General features: G+C 38.8%; 25 protein-coding genes and 1 pseudogene. 11 read left to right on the top strand and 15 right to left on the bottom strand.

Annotated elements, in window-relative coordinates:
- Positions 1-43: 43 nt before the first annotated feature.
- Positions 44-2,257, top strand: coding sequence for a glycoside hydrolase (locus H6F47_RS02430; RefSeq protein ID WP_190647517.1), 2,214 nt, complete (start codon positions 44-46; stop codon positions 2,255-2,257).
- A 160-nt stretch (positions 2,258-2,417) separates the two neighbouring features.
- Here the strand turns inward: H6F47_RS02430 and H6F47_RS02425 are convergent, their stop codons facing one another.
- Together H6F47_RS02425 and H6F47_RS02420 are read right to left on the bottom strand one after the other, a co-directional pair.
- Complete coding sequence (locus tag H6F47_RS02425; protein ID WP_137668053.1) at positions 2,418-2,993, bottom strand: Uma2 family endonuclease; 576 nt, start codon at positions 2,991-2,993, stop codon at positions 2,418-2,420.
- A gap of 276 nt (positions 2,994-3,269) precedes the next feature.
- Complete coding sequence (locus H6F47_RS02420) at positions 3,270-4,790, bottom strand: NAD(P)/FAD-dependent oxidoreductase (protein WP_190347941.1); 1,521 nt, start codon at positions 4,788-4,790, stop codon at positions 3,270-3,272.
- Between the two features lie 6 nt (positions 4,791-4,796).
- Here H6F47_RS02420 and H6F47_RS27570 point away from each other — a divergent pair, with 6 nt between their 5' ends.
- Entirely contained in the window at positions 4,797-4,958 is a 162-nt protein-coding gene (locus H6F47_RS27570) for a hypothetical protein (RefSeq protein WP_206755133.1), read from the top strand.
- Here the strand turns inward: H6F47_RS27570 and cobD are convergent.
- The 5 genes and pseudogenes from cobD to H6F47_RS02395 form a co-directional block, all read right to left on the bottom strand.
- On the bottom strand, positions 4,944-6,020 hold the full coding sequence (cobD, locus tag H6F47_RS02415) for a threonine-phosphate decarboxylase CobD (protein WP_137669171.1): 1,077 nt from the start codon (positions 6,018-6,020) through the stop codon (positions 4,944-4,946). The two genes, H6F47_RS27570 and cobD, sit on opposite strands and share 15 nt — an antisense overlap.
- A 26-nt stretch (positions 6,021-6,046) precedes the next feature.
- Positions 6,047-6,331: an HU family DNA-binding protein gene (locus tag H6F47_RS02410; protein ID WP_096572272.1), complete on the bottom strand. Its 285-nt coding sequence runs from the start codon at positions 6,329-6,331 to the stop codon at positions 6,047-6,049.
- Between the two features lie 556 nt (positions 6,332-6,887).
- Complete coding sequence (locus H6F47_RS02405) at positions 6,888-7,388, bottom strand: GNAT family N-acetyltransferase (RefSeq protein WP_190647514.1); 501 nt, start codon at positions 7,386-7,388, stop codon at positions 6,888-6,890.
- A 2-nt stretch (positions 7,389-7,390) separates the two neighbouring features.
- Complete coding sequence (locus H6F47_RS02400) at positions 7,391-7,681, bottom strand: DUF1778 domain-containing protein (RefSeq protein ID WP_096572274.1); 291 nt, start codon at positions 7,679-7,681, stop codon at positions 7,391-7,393.
- 105 nt (positions 7,682-7,786) lie between these two features.
- Positions 7,787-7,978 (bottom strand): annotated as a pseudogene (locus H6F47_RS02395) (transposase); the annotation flags it as partial.
- Between the two features lie 106 nt (positions 7,979-8,084).
- On the opposite strand from H6F47_RS02395, the gene H6F47_RS02390 reads away from it, so the two are divergent.
- Both H6F47_RS02390 and H6F47_RS02385 read left to right on the top strand, forming a co-directional pair.
- Positions 8,085-8,492 (top strand): XisH family protein, encoded by a 408-nt coding sequence (locus H6F47_RS02390; RefSeq protein ID WP_137669169.1) that lies wholly within the window; start codon positions 8,085-8,087, stop codon positions 8,490-8,492.
- On the top strand, positions 8,483-8,815 hold the full coding sequence (locus H6F47_RS02385) for a XisI protein (protein ID WP_096572276.1): 333 nt from the start codon (positions 8,483-8,485) through the stop codon (positions 8,813-8,815). Before H6F47_RS02390 ends, H6F47_RS02385 begins: the two co-directional genes overlap by 10 nt.
- Before the next feature lie 91 nt (positions 8,816-8,906).
- On the opposite strand, the gene H6F47_RS02380 is transcribed toward H6F47_RS02385, so the two are convergent.
- The 4 genes from H6F47_RS02380 to H6F47_RS02365 form a co-directional block, all read right to left on the bottom strand.
- Positions 8,907-10,982, bottom strand: coding sequence for an AMIN domain-containing protein (locus tag H6F47_RS02380; protein WP_190347939.1), 2,076 nt, complete (start codon positions 10,980-10,982; stop codon positions 8,907-8,909).
- A 126-nt stretch (positions 10,983-11,108) separates the two neighbouring features.
- A complete protein-coding gene (locus tag H6F47_RS02375) occupies positions 11,109-11,882 on the bottom strand; it encodes a pilus assembly protein PilO (RefSeq protein WP_190647512.1) in 774 nt (257 codons plus the stop codon).
- The gene (locus H6F47_RS02370) at positions 11,879-12,655 is read right to left on the bottom strand and encodes a PilN domain-containing protein (RefSeq protein WP_137669109.1); all 777 of its coding nucleotides are present in this window, start codon (positions 12,653-12,655) and stop codon (positions 11,879-11,881) included. The genes H6F47_RS02375 and H6F47_RS02370 overlap by 4 nt, the downstream gene beginning before the upstream one ends.
- 4 nt (positions 12,656-12,659) lie before the next feature.
- On the bottom strand, positions 12,660-13,766 hold the full coding sequence (locus tag H6F47_RS02365; RefSeq protein ID WP_236104162.1) for a type IV pilus biogenesis protein PilM: 1,107 nt from the start codon (positions 13,764-13,766) through the stop codon (positions 12,660-12,662).
- 386 nt (positions 13,767-14,152) lie between these two features.
- On the opposite strand from H6F47_RS02365, the gene H6F47_RS02360 reads away from it, so the two are divergent.
- On the top strand, positions 14,153-15,451 hold the full coding sequence (locus tag H6F47_RS02360; RefSeq protein ID WP_096572280.1) for a sugar ABC transporter substrate-binding protein: 1,299 nt from the start codon (positions 14,153-14,155) through the stop codon (positions 15,449-15,451).
- A gap of 248 nt (positions 15,452-15,699) precedes the next feature.
- Here H6F47_RS02360 and H6F47_RS02355 read toward each other — a convergent pair whose 3' ends face one another.
- The 4 genes from H6F47_RS02355 to H6F47_RS02340 form a co-directional block, all read right to left on the bottom strand.
- The gene (locus H6F47_RS02355) at positions 15,700-16,992 is read right to left on the bottom strand and encodes a Mur ligase family protein (RefSeq protein WP_190647510.1); all 1,293 of its coding nucleotides are present in this window, start codon (positions 16,990-16,992) and stop codon (positions 15,700-15,702) included.
- A gap of 94 nt (positions 16,993-17,086) precedes the next feature.
- Positions 17,087-17,212 carry a photosystem II protein Y gene (locus H6F47_RS02350; protein ID WP_096572282.1) on the bottom strand — a complete coding sequence of 42 codons (126 nt, stop codon included), beginning with the start codon at positions 17,210-17,212 and terminating at the stop codon, positions 17,087-17,089.
- A gap of 95 nt (positions 17,213-17,307) precedes the next feature.
- Complete coding sequence (locus tag H6F47_RS02345) at positions 17,308-17,487, bottom strand: hypothetical protein (RefSeq protein WP_206755132.1); 180 nt, start codon at positions 17,485-17,487, stop codon at positions 17,308-17,310.
- Entirely contained in the window at positions 17,468-17,989 is a 522-nt protein-coding gene (locus tag H6F47_RS02340) for a gamma carbonic anhydrase family protein (RefSeq protein WP_190647506.1), read from the bottom strand. Before H6F47_RS02340 ends, H6F47_RS02345 begins: the two co-directional genes overlap by 20 nt.
- A gap of 214 nt (positions 17,990-18,203) precedes the next feature.
- Between H6F47_RS02340 and H6F47_RS02335 the strand changes: the two genes are divergently transcribed.
- The 6 genes from H6F47_RS02335 to H6F47_RS27710 form a co-directional block, all read left to right on the top strand.
- On the top strand, positions 18,204-18,716 hold the full coding sequence (locus tag H6F47_RS02335; protein WP_096572284.1) for a TIGR02652 family protein: 513 nt from the start codon (positions 18,204-18,206) through the stop codon (positions 18,714-18,716).
- A 197-nt stretch (positions 18,717-18,913) separates the two neighbouring features.
- Positions 18,914-19,336, top strand: a complete 423-nt coding sequence (locus H6F47_RS02330; RefSeq protein WP_096572285.1) for a VOC family protein — start codon at positions 18,914-18,916, stop codon at positions 19,334-19,336.
- Positions 19,337-19,508: 172 nt separating this feature from the next.
- A complete protein-coding gene (locus H6F47_RS02325) occupies positions 19,509-22,325 on the top strand; it encodes a pitrilysin family protein (protein ID WP_190647505.1) in 2,817 nt (938 codons plus the stop codon).
- A gap of 80 nt (positions 22,326-22,405) precedes the next feature.
- Entirely contained in the window at positions 22,406-22,900 is a 495-nt protein-coding gene (locus H6F47_RS02320; RefSeq protein WP_190347935.1) for a plastocyanin/azurin family copper-binding protein, read from the top strand.
- A 671-nt stretch (positions 22,901-23,571) separates the two neighbouring features.
- On the top strand, positions 23,572-24,402 hold the full coding sequence (map, locus tag H6F47_RS02315; RefSeq protein ID WP_096572288.1) for a type I methionyl aminopeptidase: 831 nt from the start codon (positions 23,572-23,574) through the stop codon (positions 24,400-24,402).
- 127 nt (positions 24,403-24,529) lie between these two features.
- Positions 24,530-24,606: helix-turn-helix domain-containing protein (locus H6F47_RS27710; RefSeq protein ID WP_242027321.1), on the top strand; the 77-nt coding region annotated here is incomplete at its 3' end.

Raw genomic sequence — 24,606 nt, 5'->3', positions numbered from 1 at the left:
AATTGAAAATTATTAGTAAATCCTGAAAAGCATATTATTGATCATGTCTCATCCCCTTTACGTCGCGTTTATTTGGCACCAACATCAACCATTGTACAAGTCTCCTGTCAGTCAGCAGTATCGCTTACCTTGGGTGAGGTTACATGGTACTAAGGATTATCTAGATTTAATATTATTGCTGGAAAAATACCCGAAATTACATCAAACGGTGAATTTAGTACCGTCTTTGATTTTACAGTTAGAAGATTATATTGCGGGAAATGCTTTTGACCCTTATTTAACTGCCAGTTTAACACCTGTGGAACAGTTAACCACAGAACAAAAAGAGTTTATTGTTCAACATTTTTTTGATGCTAACCATCATACTTTAATTGACCCCCATCCCCGTTATGCCCAATTGTATTATCAAAGACAGGAAAAGGGTCAAGGTTGGTGTTTAGCAAATTGGCAAGCTGTAGATTATAGTGATTTATTAGCTTGGCATAATTTAGCGTGGATTGATCCTTTATTTTGGGATGATCCAGAAATTGCAGTTTGGTTAAAACAAGGACGTAATTTTACTTTAGGCGATCGCCAACGGATCTATTCTAAACAAAAACAAATCCTCAGTCGCATTATTCCCCAACACCGGAAAATGCAGGAAACTGGCCAGTTAGAAGTTACCACCACCCCCTACACTCACCCCATTTTACCCCTGTTAGCTGATACCAACTCTGGACGGGTGGCAGTGCCACAAATGACATTACCTAACCAGCGTTTCCAGTGGGCGGAAGATATTCCCCGCCATTTACAAAAAGCCTGGAATTTATATAAAGATAGGTTTGAACAAGCACCCAGAGGTTTATGGCCTTCAGAACAGTCCGTCAGCCCAGAAATTTTACCGTATATTATTAAACAGGGGTTTAAGTGGATTTGCTCAGATGAAGCGGTTTTAGGTTGGACATTGCAACATTTCTTTCATCGGGATGGGGCGGGAAATTTACAACAACCAGAATTATTATACCGTCCCTATCGTTTGCAAACTCCCGCAGGTGAGGTTTCCATTGTATTCCGGGATCATAGATTATCAGATTTAGTGGGTTTTACTTATGGTGCAATGCAGCCAAAACAGGCGGTTGCAGACTTAGTAGGACATTTACAGGCGATCGCTAGAAAACAAAGAGAAAACCCAACTTCACAACCTTGGTTAGTTACCATTGCTTTGGATGGGGAAAATTGCTGGGAATTTTATCCCCAAGATGGTAAAATTTTCCTAGAAACATTGTATGAAAACCTGAGTAATCAAGAAAATATCAAACTGGTTACTGTTTCCGAATTTCTCGAAAAATACCCCGCTACAGCAACTATTCCCGGTGAAAAATTACATAGCGGTTCATGGGTAGATGGCAGTTTTACAACTTGGATCGGTGATCCTGTAAAAAACCGCGCTTGGGACTATTTAACCCATGCAAGAGAAACCTTAGCAAAACATCCCGAAGCAACCGAAGAAAATAACCCCGCAGCGTGGGAAGCATTATATGCTGCTGAAGGTTCAGATTGGTTTTGGTGGTTTGGAGAAGGACATTCATCAAATCAAGATGCCATATTTGATCAACTATTTAGAGAACATTTATATGGCATTTATAAAGCATTAAATGAACCCATACCAGCCTATTTAACCCAACCATTAGAAGTCCACGAAGCCAAATTAGATCATCGTCCAGAAAGTTTTATTCATCCCATAATTGACGGTAAAGGGGATGAACAAGACTGGGATAAAGCCGGCAGAATAGAAGTAGGTGGTTCACGGGGAACAATGCACCAAAGTAGTTTAGTACAACGCATTTTTTACGGTGTTGATCACCTAAATTTCTATGTGCGAGTAGACTTTAAAAGCGGTGTCACACCAGGAAAAGAACTACCCAAAGAATTAAATTTATTGTGGTATTATCCCGATAGACCAATGATCAATAGTCCTGCACCTTTAGCAGAAGTTCCTGATCTTGCACCGGTTAATTATTTCTTTCACCATCATTTAGAAATTAACCTAATTTCCCAAACAATTTATTTTCGAGAAGCAGCAGAACATTATCAATGGCATCCCCGCGCAACTCGCGCCCAAGTTGCGTTAAACTCTTGTTTAGAGATAGCAGTACCTTGGGCAGATTTGCAAGTTCCTCCTGACTATCCTGTAAGGTTGGTTTTAGTATTAGCTGATGATGGTTGTTATCACAGTTATTTACCGGAAAATTCTTTGATTCCCATTGAAGTCCCTTAATAGTAGGTTGGGTTGACGAAAGGAAACCCAACATCTTTTTTATCTCACGCAAAGACGCAGAGAACGCAGAGGAAGAAAATAATTCAAAAGTAGATTAAGTTCCGTAGTGAGGACTTCAGTCCTCAAGTAAGGAATTTATTCCTTACTACGAACTTTGCGTTTAAAAAATGGGTTGTAAATCTAAAATAAAACCTGGTAACACATCTTCCCCAGATAAACTTTGAGGATTTTCTAATATTTCTACTGCTTGATTTTGACGATATATTTCTACTTGTTTATCTTTAGGATTTAACAACCAACCTAAACGCAATCCATTATTAATATATTCCCGCATTTTGGCTTGGGTATCAGCTAAATCGTCACTTTCAGAAACTAATTCAATCACAAAATCAGGACATAAAGGTAAAAACTTTTTTCTTTGTTCTGGTGTCAGTGCATTCCATCTTTCTATTTTTATCCAAGATACATCGGGGGAACGAGTACCACCAAGAGGTAATTTAAAACCTGTGGAAGAATCAAATGCTTTTCCTAATTTATGTGTTCTGTTCCAAAACCAAACTTGTCCAGTTAATTCTAAGTTTCTTTCTCCTGTTTCTCCTCCGGTTGGTGACATAACAATTAATTCCCCTTGATGTGATAATTCTAAACGTAAATCTTTGTTAGCTGCAACTATTTCTACAAATTCATCATCTGTGAATTTTAATGATTGTGGGATTTGTAAGGTTACAGAAGTCATGATTCTTACCTGTTGAATATTAGATATTATATCTCAGTACGTTGGGTTGACGGGAGGAAACCCAACATCTTTTATATCTCACACAGAGACGCAGAGAACGCAGAGGAAGAAAATAATTCAAAAGTAGATTAAGTTCCGTAGTGAGGACTTCAGTCCTCAAGTAAGGAATAAATTCCTTACTACGAACTTTGCGTTTGCAAAATGGGTTGTAAATCTCAAATAAAACCTTTTGAGAGGGAATTTTTAATTTTCTATTGTTGAATATTTTGTTGAATATTATAAATCCCAATCTCTGCGAAAATGCAATAAACTTTGCAAAAACTCTTGCAAAATGTGGTTTTTATTTAACTTTTGTTTATTCCATTCTCTTGCGGTTTGCTGTAATATTTCTGAAAAGCTAGGATCAACAACAGCTAAATTTTCTAAGTTCTCAATTTTCAGATTTTTTGACATTGTTAAAGCTACTAAGTTTATTAATTCTCCCGCTTCTACACCAAATATAGAACATCCTAATATTTGACCATTTTCTAAAATAATTAATTTACAAATACCTGTAATTTCATTTTTAATTTGTGCTGCTGTTAAGGTTTTGAAATAGTTGGTAAAAACTAAAACTTGATTTTTACCATATCTTCTTTTTGCTTGTAATTCTGTTAACCCTATTTGCGCTACCATTGGTTGAGAAGATATTATCCAAGGAATACAACGATAATTAACTTCAAGTCTGGGAAAAAATAGAGCATTTTTCACAGCAATTTTAGCTTCATAATTGGCAATGTTGGCAATATCATAACCACCTAGAATATCACCACAAGCGTAAATGCGATGATTTGTGGTTTGGAGTTTTTTATTCACAACTAAACGCCTTGGATACCATTTTACTCCTGCTGCTGCTAAATTTAAATTATCTATGTTTGGTTGTTGTCCAGTTGCAATTAAAATTTCTTCAGTTTCTATAGCTTTATCTCCAGCTTGCACCCATTTTTGATCTTCAATTTTTCGTATTTGGGTGACGATTGTTTGGTTAAAAATACGCACACCATCAGCTTCTAATTGTGCTATCAATAATTGTCTTATTTCTGGTTCAAGATCAGAAAAAACACTAGGATGATTTAATATTAAATTGATGTTGCAACCCCAACGAGCTAAAGTTTGGGCAATTTCAATACTTTGGGGTAAACCACCAATAATTACCCAATTTTTTGGAGGGTTTGGTGTTTCTAAATATTGCCAAATATTCGCTAAGGTGAGATAACCTGTAGTGTTTAAACCTTCAATATCGGGAATTTTTGGACGTGAACCGCAAGCGAGTAAATAGGTACGGGCGCTTAAAATTCTGTCATTCACTGCAAAACTCAGCTTGGGAGAAGTTTGAAATTTCCCATTACCAATAATTACATCAACACCTTGGGCAGACAAATTAGCAAGAGAATTAAGTTGGTTGATATTTGCTGCAATGCTTTGAGCATACAACTTCGCTTGTGGGTAGGAATAGCTGCAAGTCGGTTGCAATATGGAAATTTGCGATTTTTTTGGTACTCCAGTATTGTTAATTGGCTTGTTCCGGTGAAAATATGATTTGATGTTTTTACTCTCGGTCATAATGCCAATAGTTGCCATATCAACGCACTGCTGTGAGATTTTACTTAGTTCGCTGAGTGGGTAATGATAGTTTAATTCATAGTGTATTTGAGGCTGTACCAAGGCAACTTTCGCTTGTAGTTGGGTTGCAGCTAAAGCCGCTTGGTATCCAGTAATACTACCACCAATAATTACAATATCGTAGTCAATTTTCATTGGGAATTGGGAATTGGGAATAGGGAATTGGGAATAGGGAATAGGGAATTGGGAATTGGGAATGGGGAATTGGGAATTGGGAATTGGGTTATTCATCCTCCCAGTCACCAGTCACCAGTCACCAGTCACCAGTCACCAGTCACCAGTCACCAGTCACCTGATAACTGATTTAAGGGCTGTTAGTAGGCGTTGGTTATCAGATTGGGAACGGACAGCGACACGGAAAAAGCGATCGCCCAACTCTTTAAAACTGCGACAATCACGAATTAAAATTTGGTATTGCTGAAGTAATTTTTCTTGTAACTGAGAAGTTGAATGTTGAGACTCTACCAATAGGTAGTTAACAGCGCCCTCTAGGGGTCTTAATCCGTTAATTGCCGATAAACCCTGAAAAAGTTGATTTCGTGCCTGTGGTAGCCATTTCCAGGTCTGTTGTTGAAAGTCTGTATCTTCGAGTGCGGCGATCGCAGCAGCAGCAGCTAAGGTATTCACAGGCCAGGGATCTCGCCATGATTGCCATTTTCTGAGCAAGTCCGGGTGAGCGATCGCATATCCTAACCTTAACCCAGGTAGACTGTAAAACTTGGTGAGCGATCGCAATATCACCAAATTCTCATATTCCTGTACCAATCCGATCAAACTTTGTTCCTGATCAGGAGGCAGAAAATCCATAAACGCCTCATCCACCACCACCAAAGCAAAATCTTTCAGGTACGGCAAAATATCATCCCGTAAAAATAGCTTACCCGTTGGGTTATGTGGATTATTTAGCAATAAACCACAATTTTTAGACGGGGTATCTGAGGAAAATACGGAATAAATCTTTCCCAGTCCCCAATCCCCAATCCCCAAAATAGGAAACTCCAGCACTTTAGCATTATAAGCCGCTAGGGTGCGGTAATAATCGCCAAAGGCTGGAGTTATTAACATTGTAGCCGCTAATTGTCCTAATTCCCTACCTAGTAAAGTCAATAATTCTGCTGAACCATTTCCCGGCAGAATCCACTCAGGTGGTAACTGATGAAAGTGACCCAGAGCTAGTTTGAGTTCGCTGTAATCTGGGTCAGGATAGTGTTTAAGATTACCAAATTGGGAGGCGATCGCAGCAATAACGCTGTTTGGAGGTCCCAACGGGCTGATACTGGCAGAAAAATCGACAATAGCATCCGGGGAACAGCCAGCTAACGCCGCTGCCCAAGCTAAATTTCCCCCGTGTGCCTGTTGTCGCATCAAAAATAGACTTCCTAGAACAGAACCTACTCTTTTGGGGGTGCTACTCTTTCTCTAAAGAGCTTCCCAGCAGAGAAAGCAGGAACTTTGGTAGCTGGAATTTCCATTTTTTCATTGGTTTTGGGGTTGCGGCCTTCACGAGCTTTCCGTTCCCGTGATTCAAAAGAACCAAATCCCACCAGGGTGACTTTATCGCCTGAAGCCACAGCCTCAATAATTGTCTCAATAGCAGCAGTTAACACCGCATCCGCTTGTTTCTTTGTCACACTGGCTTTTTCCGCCACTGCATCAACTAATTCGCCTTTGTTCATATCAAACTCCTTGAGGTTTAATTGAGATTTAGTCAAGATGTACTTTGTCGGATCTTTACGGAAATCTCTGTTGGCAGCATTACAAAAATCGTCCCTTGAGAGTATTTACACTCAAAACCCCTGTAAATCAGATTGGCTCGACTTTTCAATGAATCATTCTAAGGTGTTGTAGCCAGAAGTGCATAGGTGAAAGCATTAATTTATATAGATTTCAGAATTTATTGTGTTTTTTGCTGCATAGTTGCCCTGGAAACACCGAATTTTTAGGAATAAATGCTTACTGGGGACTGGGGATTGGGGATTGGGTACAGCAATTTTCGGGAGCATCCAAATTTTGCAAAAATCAACTCAGCAATACCAAAAACCCTCTTAAACCCTCTTAAATTTGTGTCTTTTGCGTTCTTTGCGGTTCATTCATATTAGGACTTTGTAGGAATTCAAAGATTCCCAAAAAATCAAATTACACATTTGGGATGCTCCCCAATTGTCAGGTAAATGAACCACAAAACAAAGTTTAAAAGCCTTTTAGAGACGTTGAATGAAGCGTTTATACATCTTAAATATTCGCCACAATATCTTTTAAAGGCAACATTAATGTTAAAGATTCTATGGGTGAGGGCTTAAACTTATGTTTTAGATAAAATTGTTTAGCTGCTTCATCTTTAGCATGAACTAAAATACACCGTATGCCGACAACTTTGGATGCTTGTAAAACCCGAAAAATTGCATCTCTTAATAAACCAGATCCGATACCCTGCCCTTCCCATTGTTCATCAACAGCTAACCTACCAATGATCATACAAGGAACTGGATCTGGTGCATTTTGCTTGACTTTTCTAATAGCCACCGAGTGATATACACCAGAACTTGCCAAACAGTAATAACCGATTACTTTGTTTTCACAAATTACAACATAAGTTCTAGCAGTATCACCCTCATTTTTAAATGCTTTTTCCCTCAACCAATTATTTAAAGTTTCTGACCTTGAATTGAATTGTGATATATCATGGCTAGAATTAATTGGTTGAGGAGCTTCTATAATTTTCCTCTGATCCATTCTTAATCCCAAGGTGATTTAGCAGCTAAAAACTTACGTAGTTCCTCATCTGCTTTAGGTGGTGCATCTAAAATATCAATAAATTCTTGATATTTTTTTTCATCTAACGCAAAAAAAGTTTGATCACAAATTACTTTTTCCGCTTCTCTACAAGCGACATCTAGCATAAAATCAGAACGAGTTTTACCAAGAATTGATGCAGCATAATCAATTAAATTACGCTGTTTTTCTTGAACTCTAATATTAATAACCTGATTGCGTCCAGGATTATCCATTTCAAAGGAAGCTGCCATTTTGGTTTCCTGAATTTGAATTACTGCTATATAAAACCTAGACAAAACTAGACTTTACTTTCTACTTCAACGGGAGCATGGGAGCAGTTATCCCTCCGTAGACTTTCACGCCTTAGCCAGACGCGATAAATTAATTGCAGCGTTTAGATCCCTATCTATCTCAAAACCGCAGTTCTCACAGCAATAAATTCTTTCGGATAAAGAAAGACTTTCTTTTTTATGCCCACAACGAGAACAGGTTTTACTTGATGGATAAAATCTATCAGCAATTATAATTTCACAACCAAACTTTTTAGCTTATTATAAATAATCGTGTACACAATGTCAATACATTGTTGTGTGAGTCCTAAGTTACATTAAAATGGTACTAATGTTTTAAGGTTATGAGTCAGGATAATGTTACATGGCAAAGGATCGTTTTCACTATGCAGTAAGAACTGCTTTAGAGAAGGAAGGATGGATAATAACTGCTGACCCTTATGAGGTAAGCGTGGGAGATGTAGACTTTGAAATTGATCTAGCTGCACAGATGTTAGCAGCTGAACGAGCAGAAGAAAAGATTGCCGTTGAAATCAAAAGCTTTATAAGCGGATCAAACGTTTCTGAATTTCATACCGCCCTTGGGCAGTTTCTTAACTACCAGTTTGCTCTTGAAGAATTTGATCCACAAAGAAAACTATATCTGGCAATACCCGATTCAATTTACAAATCATTTTTTCAGCGACGTTTTACCCGTTCTGTAATTGCTAGAAACCAAATCAACTTACTCATTTATGAGCCAAAACAGGAGATAATTGTCAAATGGCAGTAGAAGAGTATCGTGAAATAGTTAAGAATCTAATTTTAGAAAAAGCTCAAAGACGATTTACACCGGAAGAAATCGAAGCACAAGCGGTTATAGATACCCAAAATGACCACTATCTTCTCTTACATACTGGTTGGCGTGGGAATAATCGCACTCATGGATGTAGTATACACATTGATATCAAAAACGGCAAAATCTGGATACAGCATGATGGAACTGAAGTAGGAATTGCTACTCTCTTGCTTGAACAAGGCGTACCCAAACAAGATATAGTTTTAGCTTTTCATTCTCCAGAAATGCGCGAATTTACGGAATTTGCTACCCATTAAAGACACCTGAAATACCCGAATCATCCAACAATCCGGGTATTTGCACAGTCTACCGACTACCAGGAACTCTCAACCCCCTACGCTCAAGCGTTTACCGCACCTGGGGACTAGGATTGTAGTTATAACCATAGCTAGAACGCTCTGTGTCATCCATTACCTGTGGTGTGAGTAATACAATTACCTCTCTGCGAACATTCTCTCTATTGGTGCTTCTAAACAACGAACCAATTAGAGGAATATCACCCAAGATAGGAACTTTGTTAACTGTTGCCCGATCTTGGTCTTGAATAATACCGGACAGAATTAGAGTTTGACCATCTCGCAGGCGGATTAAGCCAGACTGGAGAGAACGTTCAGATATCAAAACAACTCGTCCTGCATTTTCTACAACTTCTGCATCCGCGGGAGCGCGAACAACAGGAGCTACTGATAGAGATACAAAACCATTATCGTCAATGCGTTCGATTTTTACACTTAAAGTCAGACCAACATTGGTTTTTTCAATTGTGATAACTTCTCTTGAACCTCCCACAGTATCTGTGATATCTCTTTTGAAATTGCCCACGACTTCTTGAGTGAGATTAACACTGGCTGTTTGACCTTCTTGCACTATTAAAGTAGGGTCAGTCAAAATTTTAGCGTTGCCAGATTCCACTGTAGCATCCAAAGTAGCGACAATACTTCTATTAGAGGTTAGTCTACCATCGCCATCAAATACTACGCTTGCTAAACCATCACTACTGTTGAACCGTAACTTACGACCGATACCAAACGAAAAGCTGGTGTTGTACTGTGGAAAATTTGATAGGTTAACATCAATAATTTTGACGTTCACCATCACTTGACGACGACGAATATCAAGCTGAGTCAGTTGAGATATTGCCATATCAACTAACTTGGGAGAACCAATCAAGGTAACAGAATTTGTTCGCAAGTCTCCTACAGCCTGTAAACCTCTTAGTAAAGGCGTTATATTTTTAAAGTCGTCATCGCCAAGACTCAGAGGTTTTACTTCTGGTATTTTTACCTCTTCTTGGTTATTCTTGGCTGTCTCCTCACCTACCTTAGTAGAAACAACATTAGTAATTGTTCTTTCAACACTGACACTACTTTCTGCTCCTAAACTTACTAAAAAGTTTATGGCAACATCAGCTGAAACCTGATTGAGTCGCAAACTCCGCATTACAGTATCACGGGTAGAATTAGGCAATTTAGCGCCGACAAAAATTGTCCTCCCACTGCGGTTAGCTTCTAAACCACTCAAACGCAAAACGTAATTAAATACATCCTGCACTGGTTCATTTTCTATATCTAAAGAAATTGTTTGGCTAATGGTTTGGCCTGCTGGTGGCGCTGTTCCTTCTGATCCCACATAAGCCAGGTTAAGTCCAGCAGCACGAGCCAATAGTGATAAAACTTCCCTCACTGGTGCATCACGTAACACCAAACGCGGTACTCGTTCCTGTGTTCCTAAATCAATAGTTGTAGGAGATGTATCAATGTTAGATACTGTAATATCTCCTACTGGTGGGGCAACTGCTCTAGGTAAAAAAGGCGGTGCTAGGTTATAAGGTTGATTTGGTCCTGCTGGTTGTGCTTTTTTACCATCAATTGTTATTTCTGGGTTAGGTACTAACACATCTGGTTGTTTACCAAATTCTACAGCACCACCAGGGGGAGTTGGAGGTGCTGATGCTGTGGTGTTTGTATTCGGTGTGGTTGGGGTTGTGGTTGGTGTGGGTGCTGCTGCTGTCGCGTCTCCTGTGGTAGTAAAACCAAGAGTCAGATTGTTATTTTCACGGACTACAGGTTTACCAGCAGGAGCGTTATCAATACCCATGACGGTAACACGGACACTGTTAGCATCTAACTGATTAACTTCTACAGATGCTATTCCCGGTGCGGGTTTTTCTTGACGGAAACTCTTTCCTTGAGGTAAACGCAGTTGCGTATTAATAATATCTCCAACTAAGGCTTTATCTCTTTTAGTGGTGAAAATCTGGGGTTTATTTCCAGAAGATGTCTTTAAAATTACACTAATTCCCCCATCAACGGGATTGAGTTTCACTTCTGTAATTTGAGTGGTCTGTGCCAAAACAGGTTGTGCTGCTAAAACGACACAAGCAACCGCACTAGAAATTAAAACATTACTATGAACTTGTTTCACAGTTCATTCCTCACATTCAATAAAAAACAGTCTGTATATCTACTTATTAAGCCAAAATCTAATAGTCATCCATTGTACATGGAATTGCCATATAAGTGACAAATCAGCACTCAGGATTTTTGCAGGTTACTTAGGCGGTGGTGCGGTTTTTGCTGCTGCTTCTGCCTGTTCTTCAGCAGTTAATGGCATTAATGCTACTAAGTCAAAGGAAGTAGAAATTTTGCCGACTCCTGTACTCACTCCTTTTTGCTTATCATCTGTATCTTCTTTTTCTGGTGGTACTAATTTAGAATCATAATTTTGCACGAGTAATAAAGGCTGTAATCGCTCAATATTACGCATGATTGCCTGAGTTTGTTCAAAATTGCCTTCTATTTCTACTTTGATAACTTGGCGTTTGAGTTTGTTGTTAACTTTGTCTCCCAGACTACCATCAGTAATAATTTCTGGTTTTTCTCCTGCTGGTGCAAACTTTTTCAGTTGGGCTTTAATGGCATTACTGCCCATAGCTGTAGCATTACTGGAATCTACCAAACGACTGGTATCCAAAAGTAATGTATCCAGACTTTTTTCATTAGCAAATAAAGCTAAAACTTGGGTTTGTTGTTGCTTAGATTGAGCTAATTCTCCTAGTAATTTATATGCTTGTTTAGCTTGGAGATTTTTTTGGTCTACTTGTCCTTGCAAGTCCTTACTTTTGGTTTGCAAGTCTTGGAAGTTGGTAAACTCTGGCATGACCATGTTTAGTATCATATAAACAGCGCCTAGCAAGCCCATAGCACCAACTACCCCACCAGTTACTTTAGGTATAAAAGTCACACCAAAGGCAACAGGATAGGAAGATCCAGCCTCATCAAAATTGGCGTTTTTAGAAAAATTTAAATCATCACTGACTGTCATTTAATGGCTCCTATTTTTTGCAAGTTACGGATTCTTTCAACTAATCCGACTGTACCTTTTTGTTCTAAATCACGGATTAATTGCGATGCAGGTACAGGACTTAAACTAGCTTTAATAGTGTATTTAACTACTTGAGGAGGTTTAAATTTCACTTCATTTTTCGTCTCAGGTGGAACAGCACCAGTGATCTCAGGTGCATCAACTAATTCCGCTGTACTAATTCTGCTTTCTTCGGGCTTAAATAACTTGGATTTGCCCATAATTAACAGAAAGTCATTGACATCAGCAAAAGAACGGGCATAACCTGTAATTTCTAATTCTCCGGCATTGTTACTGTCGTCTTCACTGTTCTTGGCTTTGATCACAGGTGGAATTTGTTTAATGGTTTCCAACTGTACATTTGCGGGAATGCGATCGCGTAAATCCTGTAACATTGCTGACCAAGGACGAATCTGATCAAACACTGTGACTAAAGCTTGTGTTTGATCTTTAATGCCTTTTGTTTCCTCCTTAATTTTCTGAATATCGGCTAATTTTACATCTAGGTTTTTGTTTTCCTCCTCTAGTTGGGCAATTTGTTGTCCTAGTCCTGCATTTTGGGCTTGTAAAAACAACAAAACACCAAACACCAAAGCTGGAATAGACAAACCCACACCGACTCCCAATAAAGCTGGTGTATATTCAGTGATATCAGTTTTTGGTCTAACAGGTTTATTATTATCCAACTCAGCAGGTGAGCGATCTTTGAGAAAATTAATATCTAGACTGTACATTTTTTTATGCCTCCCGCATTCCTAAACCAAGAACTATCCCCAAACCAGGGCGTTGCACTGGGGGATATTTATCTTCTTCTACTTCCAAAGATAAATCTCTGATCGGATCTATTTGAGTAGTAGGAAAACCTAATCTTTGAGTAAAAAATTCATCCAGTTGTTGCAATCCTCCTCCCATACCAGCTAGTAAAATCTGTGCAACTTCTAAACCCTCACTCTGATTGATATAAAAATCTATAGAACGACGTAATTCATCAGCTAATTCTCCTAGTATTTTTAACATCGGACTCATACCAGGATTAGCACCAGTCAGCCCGGTTCTAGCTACATCCAAAGGATTTGCGGGAATAATCATATCCATCAACATATCCATCTCCCGTGATATGGGCAAATTCATTGCCCTAGATAAAGCCGCTTGCAGTTGATATGTACCTATAGGCACAGCACGAGAAAATTGTGGTACTCCATTGATAATGATGGCAATTTCTGTACTATCAAATTCAATATCAACTAAAACTGCTGCTTCTTGGGGTCCGAATAGTCGCAACTGATCCCGAATAGTTCTAATCAGAGCAAAACTGTTAATCTCTAAAACATCAACTGCTAATCCAGCTTCGGCAAAAGTATTAATATAGGTATCTGTCACTTCTTTACGAGTGGCAACCAAAAGCACTTGTACTTTTTCAATGCCATCCTCGTCTACAACATACCCCAATTTTTGATAATCTACATCAGCTTCTTCTCGTGGATAGGGTAAATACAATGCTGCTTCATGGTTAAGCACAATGTCCCGCAACTCTTTATCATCCAATTCAGCTGGTACAGGAATCACACGCACAATAGCATCTTTTCCGGGAATACAAGTAGCAAAACGGGAAGCTTGGATTTTGCTTTCAGCTATTGCCTGTTGGATAATTTCCGCCATCCGGGGAGAATCGTTAATCTTACCATCTATAATTATTCCCTCTGGGACGGGGTAAGTTATCAAAGATTCTATTTTTAAACCTTGGCGCTGCTTACGCATTTGAACTATGTTCATTCGATCTGGTGCTAGTTCAATACCAACACCTTTGTTGGATTTACCAAGGAGATTACCAAGATTACTCAAGATGCTAACCACAGTTTTACCTGCTAGATTGCTAAATGGAAAATTTATGATAAGGAGTCAGGAGTCGTAGGGGCGAAGCATTCGGGCGACCAATTATCAATTTTATGAAAAGGCTATTTTCCTGTAAGGGCGAAGCATTCGGGCGATAAATTATCAATTTTTATCACAGGTTATTTTCCGAATGCTTCGCCCCTACTTCGCCCGTACAAGAGTCAGGAGTTATTTATTTTGGATTTTGGATGCAAGAATTTTGGATTGTTTTTGTTAACTCCAATCTAAAATCTAAAATCTAAAATCTAAAATTTTCTTTCCCAGTCCCCAGTCCCCAGTCCCCAGTCCCCAATCACCAATCACCAATCACCCTCGTTAATCGTAAAAATATTACCACGATGATCAGATTGCAAAAATTACAAAAACTAACTGTTTGGGTTTTGTTTGGCTTATTAGCTAGTTGGGTGGTCAGTTGCAGCACGGGTAATGTGAGTACAACTACAAAACCTGCTGCTTCAGGAGTCGCCACCATTGAGTTTTGGACGATGCAACTCCAACCCCAATTTACTAACTACTTCCAAAGTCTGATTTCGACTTTTGAATCCCAAAACCCCAGTATCAAAGTCAAATGGGTGGATGTTCCTTGGGCTGCGATGGAGAACAAGATTTTAACATCTGTCTCCGCAAAAACGCCCCCAGATGTTGTTAACCTTAACCCAGATTTTGCTTCCCAACTAGCAGGAAGAAATGCCTGGTTAGATTTGGATGCAAAGGTCCCTAGTGAAGTCCGTTCCTCCTATTTGCCCAATATTTGGCAAGCTAGTACCCTCAATGGTAAAAGTTTTGGGATTCCCTGGTATCTGACTACGAGGTTAACTATTTATAACACTGATTTGCTCAAACAAGCAGGTATCACAAAACCACCTGCAACTTATACAGAATTAGCACAAGCGGCGCAACAAATTAAAGATAAAACTGGTAAATACGCCTTTTTTGCTACTTTTGTACCTCAAGATTCTGGTGAGGTTTTGGAATCTTTTGTGCAAATGGGTGTGACTTTGGTAAATGCTGAGGGTAAGGCGGCTTTTAACACACCACAAGGAAAAGCAGCTTTTCAGTATTGGGTAGATTTATATCAGAAAGGATTACTACCTAAAGAATCATTGACTCAAGGCCATCGTCATGCTATTGATTTATACCAATCTGGGGAAACGACGTTTTTAGCTTCTGGTCCTGAGTTTTTGAAGACTATTTCTAATAATGCCCCAGAAATTGCTAAAGCTTCGGCGATCGCACCCCAAATAACCGGTGATACAGGTAAGAAAAATGTGGCTGTAATGAATATTGTCATCCCCCGTGCTACCAAAAATCCTGATGCAGCAGTGAAATTTGCTTTATTTGTCACCAATGACGAAAATCAATTAGCTTTTGCTAAAGCTGCAAATGTTTTACCTTCGACGGTGAAAGCTTTATCAGATAGTTATTTTCAGGAAGTTCCGGCTAATGCTTCTACTGTGGAAAAAGCCAGAATTATCAGTGCTGAACAAATGCAAAAAGCAGAAGTTTTAACTCCCAAAATGAAGGATTTTAAATTGTTGCAAAAGGCAATTTATGAAAATCTCCAAGCGGCAATGTTAAAACAAAAAACAGTTGATCAAGCTGTCACAGATGCAGCACAACAATGGGATAATAGGTAATTGATAATTGACAATTGACAATTGATAATTAGGGCTTGCTGAATAAACCCAAAATACTGGTAAATCAAAGGTTTGAGGCTGATCAGGAGGAAAGAAAGTGCAAGATTTTTGAAGGGTATACCTTAAAAACTGTGCATTTTGGGTCTCATAAATTAGAAAATCTGGGGATAACAGATAGCTAAAACTATTCCCTATTCCCTATTCCCTATTCCCTGCCTCAACGAAGGGACTTTTTCAGCAAACCCTAATTATGAATTACCTAGAAAATAGCCGATGAGATAAAGAGAACCACATAAAATAACCAGGTTTTCTGAAGAGGTGAAAGCAGCATCTAAAGCCAAAAATACATCTTCATAGATGCTGCAAAAACCTAAATCTGGACAAATTTCTAAAGCTAATTTTTTTAAATCTTCTAAATTTGCATAATTACTATCAGGCACAGGTACTAAATATAATTTATCTCCTTTTTTTAACAACTCTTGAAAAATATCACCATGATCTTTTGTCGCTAACATTCCCATTACCCAAGTTATAGAATTATACTCCCCTCCCTGCTTGCGGGATGGGGTAAGACTATCTACATAATTTCTCAAAACTGCTGCTGATGCTGGGTTATGTGCGCCATCTATTAATAATTGATAATCGTGATTATTCTGTTTATTCTTCCAGGTAAACCATTGCATTCTTCCTGGCCATTTGGTTTTTTCTATCCCATTAATAATTGCTTGTTCAGAAATCTCCCATCCTTGTCGTTGTAATATTTCTAAAGCGGCTAATGCTAAGGCAGAATTTGTTAATTGAATTTGCCCTTTTAATGGTAATTTATATTTAATTGATCCTGAATTTTCAATTGTCTGATATTCTGCCCATCCAGGATTAATTTCTACTGCTGGTTGCGGGGTAAAAATCGGACTTCGTAATTCTAAACTGCGGGATATTACTACTTTTTCGGCATCTTCTGGTAAAGGTCCCATAATTACAGGACATCCAGCTTTAATTATACCCGCTTTCTCTCTGGCAATATCAGATATTGTGGGTCCTAATTGTTGCCAATGTTCTCTACTAATAGAAGTTATTACTGTTACTAAAGGCTTTTCGCAAACATTAGTCGCATCTAAACGACCACCTAATCCCACTTCTACCACGGCTATATCGACTTTTTGCTGTGCAAAATATAACCAAGCGGCTGCGGTAATTACTTCAAATTGGGTCGGTGATTCTCCATTTTTATCTATTGCTTCTTGAACTTGCTGTATTAATTGAAACAGATTTTCTGAAGTGATGGGTTGTTCATTAATACAAATGCGCTCATGCCAATCTATTAAATGAGGTGAAGTATATCTTCCTGTGCGATAACCGGCTTCAGTGAGAACAGATGATAGATAAGCGCAAACAGAACCTTTACCATTAGTTCCAGCAACATGAATCACTGGTACTTTTTGATGGGGATTGTCAAGATTTGCCAATAATTTGACAATGCGGGATAGTCCCAGGTTAACGCCAAAGTGTTGAAAGGGTTGCAGTAGGGAGTTGATGTTCACAGAATTGGTAATTGGTAATTGGTGATTGGTAATTGGTAATTGGTAATTGGAGAACTATCACCCATTACCTATTACCCATTACCCATTACCTAAATTATGCTTCTTTATTTAAAAAGTTTTGCACTTGTCTGATTGCAGCAGCACCGATATTAAAAGCAGCCCAACCTGCTGCAATGGCTAATGGTGCTAAAACGATGACTACACGGGTATCAATGTCCATATTTAGAAACCTCTGTTATCTAGAAATTAAAGTTTTGTCAACAGATATCAATTTTTATTTTTATCTGAAGTCGGGTATTTTTCCAAGGGGCATTGTCAAGAATGTTGAAGTTGGTGACTGGGGACTGGGGACTGGTGACTGGTGACTGGTGACTGGGGACTGGGGACTGGTGACTGGTGACTGGGGACTGGTGACTGGTGACTGGGGACTGGTGACTGGTGATTGGTGATTGGTGACTGGTGATTGGGAATAATATTACCTAAAACCAATATCATCCCCCTTACCGGCGTGAACAAGGGCTAATTTGTGGTACTTTTGGGTGTGTTCTATGAGTTCGGCAGCTTCCGTTTTTGTGAGTTGACGGACGACTTTAGCGGGGATGCCAACTACTAGGGAAAATGGGGGTATGTCTTTGGTAACAACTGCACCAGCGCCAATGATGCTACTATGGCCAACGCGGACTCCATTTAAAATTATCGCGCCGATGCCAATTAAACTCCCCCGTTCAATATGGGCAGAATGTACCACGGCACGATGTCCTATAGTAACATGATCTTCTAAGATGGTGGGCAGACCAGGATCACCATGTAAAATGGCTCCATCCTGTATGTTTGTGCATTCGCCGATTTCAATACGTTCTACATCCCCCCTCACTACTGCACCATACCAGATGCTTGCCCCTGCTGCGATCCTGACTGATCCGACAACAACGGCGTTGGTTGCGATAAAGGCAGCTTGAGAAAAATCGGGAGATGTCCAATAGGAAACAGTAGACACGATAGAATATTGATATGGTACCCAGGAACACTGGAAAAACTCCAACCTTTGAGGCTGGTTGCACAACCAGGATACCACAGTCGTTTGGTCTGTACGCTAAGGAAAAAACTGCTGAGATTTGCTTTTGCGGCAACTCACTCAAAGTAGTAGAGCCGAAGTGTTAAATCCAACCTATTGGTGCTGGTAAAAATAAAACTATGCTTGTACACACTTCATGATGAATCCAGGCTTACAGTACCCAATATTTGGACCTGAAATACAGTGTCCACACTGTCGCCAGACTATTCCGGCGCTGACGTTGACTGATACTTATTTATGTACGCGTCATGGCGCTTTTGAAGCGAACCCGAAAACGGAAGAGTTGGTACATCTCCAGTCGGGTCGTCATTGGCGGAGGTGGAATAATGAATGGTATCGACAACATACTCATCCTGATGGCATTCGCTTTGAAATTCACGAGGCTTTAGATAAGCTATATACTCAAGGTTATCGGGCTACAAGGGTAATTATTGCCCGTCGCTATCAAGAGTTAATGAGTGGTTATTTAGAACGCAGCAGTCCTTGGCGTTCTGGACAACCGGAAGCTGGTACTGCTCGTTTATATGGTTTACCAGTGGAGTTTGGACCTGATCCCGCTGAAGATCCATCTTGGGATGTGATTAATTTTGATCTGGATAAAGAACCTGGTGTACCTGTGCGCTATCCTTATTTCCGGTTGTTTGAGTAGATATTAGTGGTAATTGGTAATTGGTAATTGGTAATTGGTAATTGGTAAGCATATTTATCTTCTTATTATCTCTTGCCTTTTGCCTTTTGCCATTTGCTTTGCTACTAAGCTTTTACCAGCATATTTACTTATATTTATATAAAATCTAAAATCTAAAATCTAAAATCTAAAATCTAAAATCTAAAATCTAAAATTCCATGCACCATGCTTCTATTAGAACTGCGAATATTCACCGGGCGATCGCATTTTATGAACAGTTAGGATTTACGGTTGCCGATCGCTTTACTACCGGTTATACTTTAGCTTGCTGGATGGAAGGATTAGATAGCCGCATTGAACTGATCCAGATCCCACAGCCGAAACCCGCCCCTGATGCTTTTGCAGATGAGCATTATGTGGGTTATTATCATCTTTCTTTTGATTTAACCCAAACCGTACCAGATTTATATATTTGGTTGTCAGACTTAAAAGCGAAAATCTCTGATGTATCTGAGTTGTCACCTCTCCAAGTTCTTTTAGAACCAACTCAGCAGCAAATAGGCGATCGCATTTTAGAAGTCACTTTCATTGCTGACACTGACGGTTTACCTTTGGAGTTTATTCGGTTTTTGGGGAAATAGGTGACTGGGGACTGGGGACTGGTGACTGGTGACAGTAAGAAGGCAATAGGGAACAGGTAATATTTATCTTTTTCCTGACTCCTGAACTCCTTCCCAAAATTTTCCAGAAACTTTCAACTCGAACTGTATAGGTAAAAAGATGTAGTCTTATTTACTTATATTCAAAAAATATATGCTTGTAATTTCTAGCTTCCATCGCTATCGTGTACCGCTACTATTATTCCTTTTCTCCTTGATATCAGCCTTTTTGCTGAGATACTTGTTTTCTGGAAATCTCAATTTTATTAAACTCAACTGGGAACATTATCAGCAAATATCCGTAGACGCAAACAAAAATAATCTGACAGTGACAAACAATGTTCAAAAGACTGTTCTGGATAATGGTTTAACTGTTCTCACTAAAGAAGTTCATAATGCACCAGTTGTTACGGTGCAAATGTGGTACAATATAGGTTCGGCTAAAGAAGCTCCTGGCATCAATGGTATTGCTCACCAGTTAGAACACATAATGTTTAAAGGCACAAAAAACCGTCCGGTGCAGTTTGGACAGTTATTTAGTGCTTTGGGTAGTGACTCTAATGCTTTTACCAGTTTTGAGCAAACAGCATATTACCATACTGCAGAACGCGATAAGCTGAAAGCACTGCTGGAACTGGAAGCAGACAGAATGGAAAATTTACTCATTGATAACCAACACCTAGAAAGTGAAAAGCGGGTTGTTATTTCTGAGTTACAAGGTGATGAAAATAGTCCTAAATACCGCCTCAAGCGTGCTGTGATGCAGTCTGTATTTCCTGATCATGGTTATGGTTTACCTCCTGCGGGTACTGTGGCTGATGTGGAAAGGTTGACAGTTGAGCAGGTGAGGGATTATTATGATAAATACTATCATCCAAATAATGCTATCTTGGTGATTGTGGGCGATTTCCCAACTGCAAGGGTTTTGGAAACAGTTAAGGAAATATTTGGAAAAATTCCCAAAAGTCAACGACTTCCCCAACTCCCTAAACCCCCAACTCCCCAAGTACCAACTTCTCCTATAGTTTTACAAGAACCTGGTGCGGGAAAGTTTTTACAGATAATTTATCCACTTCCCCATTTAAATGATCCCGATACTCCAGTTTTGGGAGTAATGGATTATATTTTGACGGGGGGAAAAAATTCTTATTTGTATCAGGCTTTGGTAAAATCTGGTTTAGCAACTGATATTTCTGCTCATGTTGTCAGTTTGCGAGCAATTGGCTGGTATCATTTATCTGTTACTGTTGCACCTAATCAAAATTTACAAAAAATTGATGCAACTACCAAGAACGCAATAACGAAACTTGTCAAAACTGGTGTAACATTAGAGGAAGTTGAACGCGCTAAGAGTCAACTCATAGCAAATGTAATTTTAAACAGACGTGATATCACCAGTCAAGGGATGCAGTTTGCTAATGATCTGCTTATTGCTAATGATTATAGATATACAGAACGATATATAGAAAATGTCCGCAAAGTCAAACCAGCGGATGTGATAGATGTAATTAATAAGTATCTAAAACCAGAAGCAGCAGCGGTTGGTTTTTTTGTACCTGTGCAAAATGCCCAAGATGAAAATTATCAAACTTCTGAATTTTCCACAGCAGAAAATTTAACTACTGGTGTGAAAATAACTGCATCTGAGGTGATGAAGTATTTACCAGCTACAGATGAAAAGATTGATGATTTTAATCATTCAATTCCACACGTACCACAACGCTTAACGTTTGTCAATGGGTTGCGGGTGTTGTTATTACCAGACAAGAGTAGTCCGACAGTGACGTTAGGTGGATATATTAAAGCAGGAAAGGAATTTGACAAAACTGATCAAGCCGGTTTAGCGTCTTTAGTGGCGAATAATTTGTTAAATGGGACGAAAACCAAAGATACATTAACTATTGCAGATATTTTAGATCGTAGGGGAGCGAGTTTAGATTTTACCACATTGCGGGAAGGTGTGCGGATTCAGGGTAAAAGTTTACAGGAAGACTTACCAGTTTTGCTGGAGACTTTAGCTGATGTCGTTAAAAATAGCACTTTTCCTAAAAAAGAGTTAGAAATTAGTCGTCAACAAGCTGTAAATGGCTTAAAGTTAGAACTGGATGATGCTGATGAAGTAGCAAACCGGAAATTTATGCAAGCATTATATCCGCAAAATCATCCATTACACATTTTCCCAACTTTAGAAAGTATACAGAAAATTTCCCGGAAAGATGTGATGGCATTTCGACAAAAACATTATCGCCCAGATACGATGATTTTAGTATTGGTGGGTGATTTTGAAATTGAAAAAGTGCGATCGCTCTTAGAAACTCAATTTGGTAATTGGCGAGTTCAGGGAAAACCACCGATGGTAGAATATCCCCTGGTGGTAAAAACGGAACGTGGTTTACAGATTAATTCAGTGTTACCCGGAAAGTCGCAAACTATCACCTATATGGGGGATCTGGGTGTCAAACGTCAAGATCCGAGATTTTATTCAGCTTTGGTTTTGAATGAAATTTTGGCAGGAAACAGCGTATCTGGTAGACTTGGTTCAGAAGTGCGCGATCGCTTAGGTTTGACTTATGGAATTTATAGTAATTTCCAAGGGGGAAAGAATATTGGCACATTTTTAATTGAAATGCAAACCAGTCCTGAAGATGCAAATAAGGCGATCGCAACTACCCGCAAAATCTTACAACAAATAAATCAGCAAGGTGTCACCCCAGAAGAAGTAGAAACCGCAAAACGCACTTTGATTAGTAACTATAATATTTCACTGTCTAAACCAGAGCAGTTAACCGCTAGAATTTTAATGAACGAGGTTTTTGGACTGGATGGGATAGAATTACAGGGTTTTGCAGAAAAAATCCAAAAAGTCACCAAAAACGAAGTTGATCAATTTGCGCGTCAGCAACTCGATCCTGATAAATTGGTAGTAGTTACTGCTGGACCTGCAATAATAGCAGATAATTCTATTAAGTGACAAAACGTATGTAGTCAGGACTTTAGTCCTCATGCTAATTTAGATTTTGAGCGACTTATCGCTCACTAGGAACTTTGATTATGTATACCTATTTTGTAAAGCAAATTACTAAACGTCTATATTCAGTCTTTTGTTTATTGACACTTCTGATTTGTCTGAGTTTCACAAATACAAATTTAGCGATCGCAGAAAACTTAAACAATTCCTCTGTTGATATACTCAAACAACCACCGTCCGAAATTACTGTCAGCCTGGGAAATGCTGCGGGTGAGTTGAAATTTGAACCTAATTTTTTAGAATTTCAATCAGGAAAACTGTACAAGCTAGTTTTAACTAACCCTAGCCCCGTCAAGCATTATTTTACAAGTAAAGATTTCGCTGATGCTATTTGGACCCAAAAGGTAGAAGCGGGAAATGTGGAAATTAAAGGTAACATCCACGAATTAGAACTCAAACCCGGTGCAGAAGCAGAATGGGTGTTTGTTCCTCTCAAAACCGGAAAATATAATTTACGTTGTACCATCCCCGGACATTCTGAAGCAGGTATGAAAGGAGAAATAGTCATTAAATCCTAATCTATAGTGATCTGATTTGATTCATGAATTTTTTGTAGAGGCAGGGAACAGGGAACAGGGAACAGGGAACAGGAAAGAAGGCTGTCAGTATTTATGGTGAGCGAAGCCGAACCATGTATGGAGTTCTGTTCAAAAATCAAATATTAGTCCTATATCTTTATCTATCTTTCTCAAAATCAGGATTTAAGAATGTACAGGATTTATAGTTGTGAATTTTTACCAGAAAAACCCGCCAAATAGAGAGATTAAACTGTTGACAAAAACGATAGAACCTGATATAATGGATTCCGATGAGGAAGAACTATCTTGTAATAATTATAAAAATGATATATTAATCCCTTAGATTATACATATATATTACCAGAAAAAGTTAGTAAGTAAATATCAATCGCTGAAAAAACCTAAACTCGTAAAATTATTGATAATGTTCTCAATAATATTGAGAATAGAGGTGATTTATTGCGAAAAATAGTAAGTTGAACAAATTTGGCAAAATTCAGATTAAAAAAACTTATAAAACATGGGATGGAAAATTACCAATTACCAATTACCCGTTACCAAATTTTCTAAATAACGCAAAATAAGCTAACGTAAAGATAGATATTTTTTGCAATAAATCTCAACAACCTGAAATCTAAGCCGTAAAGTCACGGAAATTACTAAATTACATGATGAACATTCTCAGCAACCTAATTTCTGAAACAGTTCAAACCAAACCCACAGCACCCAGACAACGCAGGGGTATAGAAATTAAATCTCCCCGCGAAATCGAAATCATGCGACAATCGGCTAAGATTGTAGCCACTGTTCTCAAAGAAATTTCTGAGTTAGTAGAACCAGGAATGACAACTGCTGACTTAGATGCTCATGCAGAAAAACGTATCCGCGAAATGGGTGCAACTCCTAGCTTTAAAGGATATCACGGTTTTCCGGCTTCGATTTGTTCTAGTATTAATAATGAAGTTGTACATGGTATTCCTAGTCCGAAAAAGGTTATTCGCTCCGGTGATGTATTAAAAGTTGACACAGGTGCTTATTATCAGGGATTTCATGGTGATTCTTGTATAACAATTGCCGTGGGAAATGTCACCCCAGAAGCAGCTAGATTAATAAAAATAGCGGAAGAAGCTTTATATAAAGGAATTGAACAAGTTAAAGCCGGCGCTCACCTTGCGGATATTGCTGGTGCGATTGAAGACCATGTAAAAATGAATAAATTTAGTGTGGTGGAACAATTTACAGGTCATGGAGTGGGTAGAAATTTACACGAAGAACCTGCGGTTTTTAACTATAGAACTCGTGAGATTCCCAATGTGAAATTACGTGCTGGTATGACTTTAGCCATTGAACCAATTTTAAATGCAGGTTCAAAAAATACCAGAATTTTGGCTGATAGATGGACTGCTGTAACTGTTGATAATGCTTTATCTGCTCAGTTTGAACATACTGTGTTAGTGAAAGAAGATGGTTATGAGATTTTAACTGATAGATCATTGGTTTAATAAGGTACAATTACTGGGGGTTAGTAGCTAGTTACTGTTTTCTTAACTAATACTAACAAATACTCACATTTACTGAAAATTTCCTGTCATCTTTTGCTTTGTGACAGAATTACAGTAAAATCACTGTATGCTACTAGGATTCAAAACCCAACTCAAAGTTAACAAGCAACAACGACTACTACTGGCGCAACACGCAGGAGTAGC

Origin of the sequence: Sphaerospermopsis sp. FACHB-1094 (genome assembly GCF_014696195.1) — a bacterium.
Classification (GTDB): Bacteria; Cyanobacteriota; Cyanobacteriia; order Cyanobacteriales; family Nostocaceae; genus Sphaerospermopsis; species Sphaerospermopsis kisseleviana.
The sequence above is the reverse complement of the archived record's forward strand: the minus strand, read 5'-3'. Positions and strand labels throughout refer to the sequence as shown.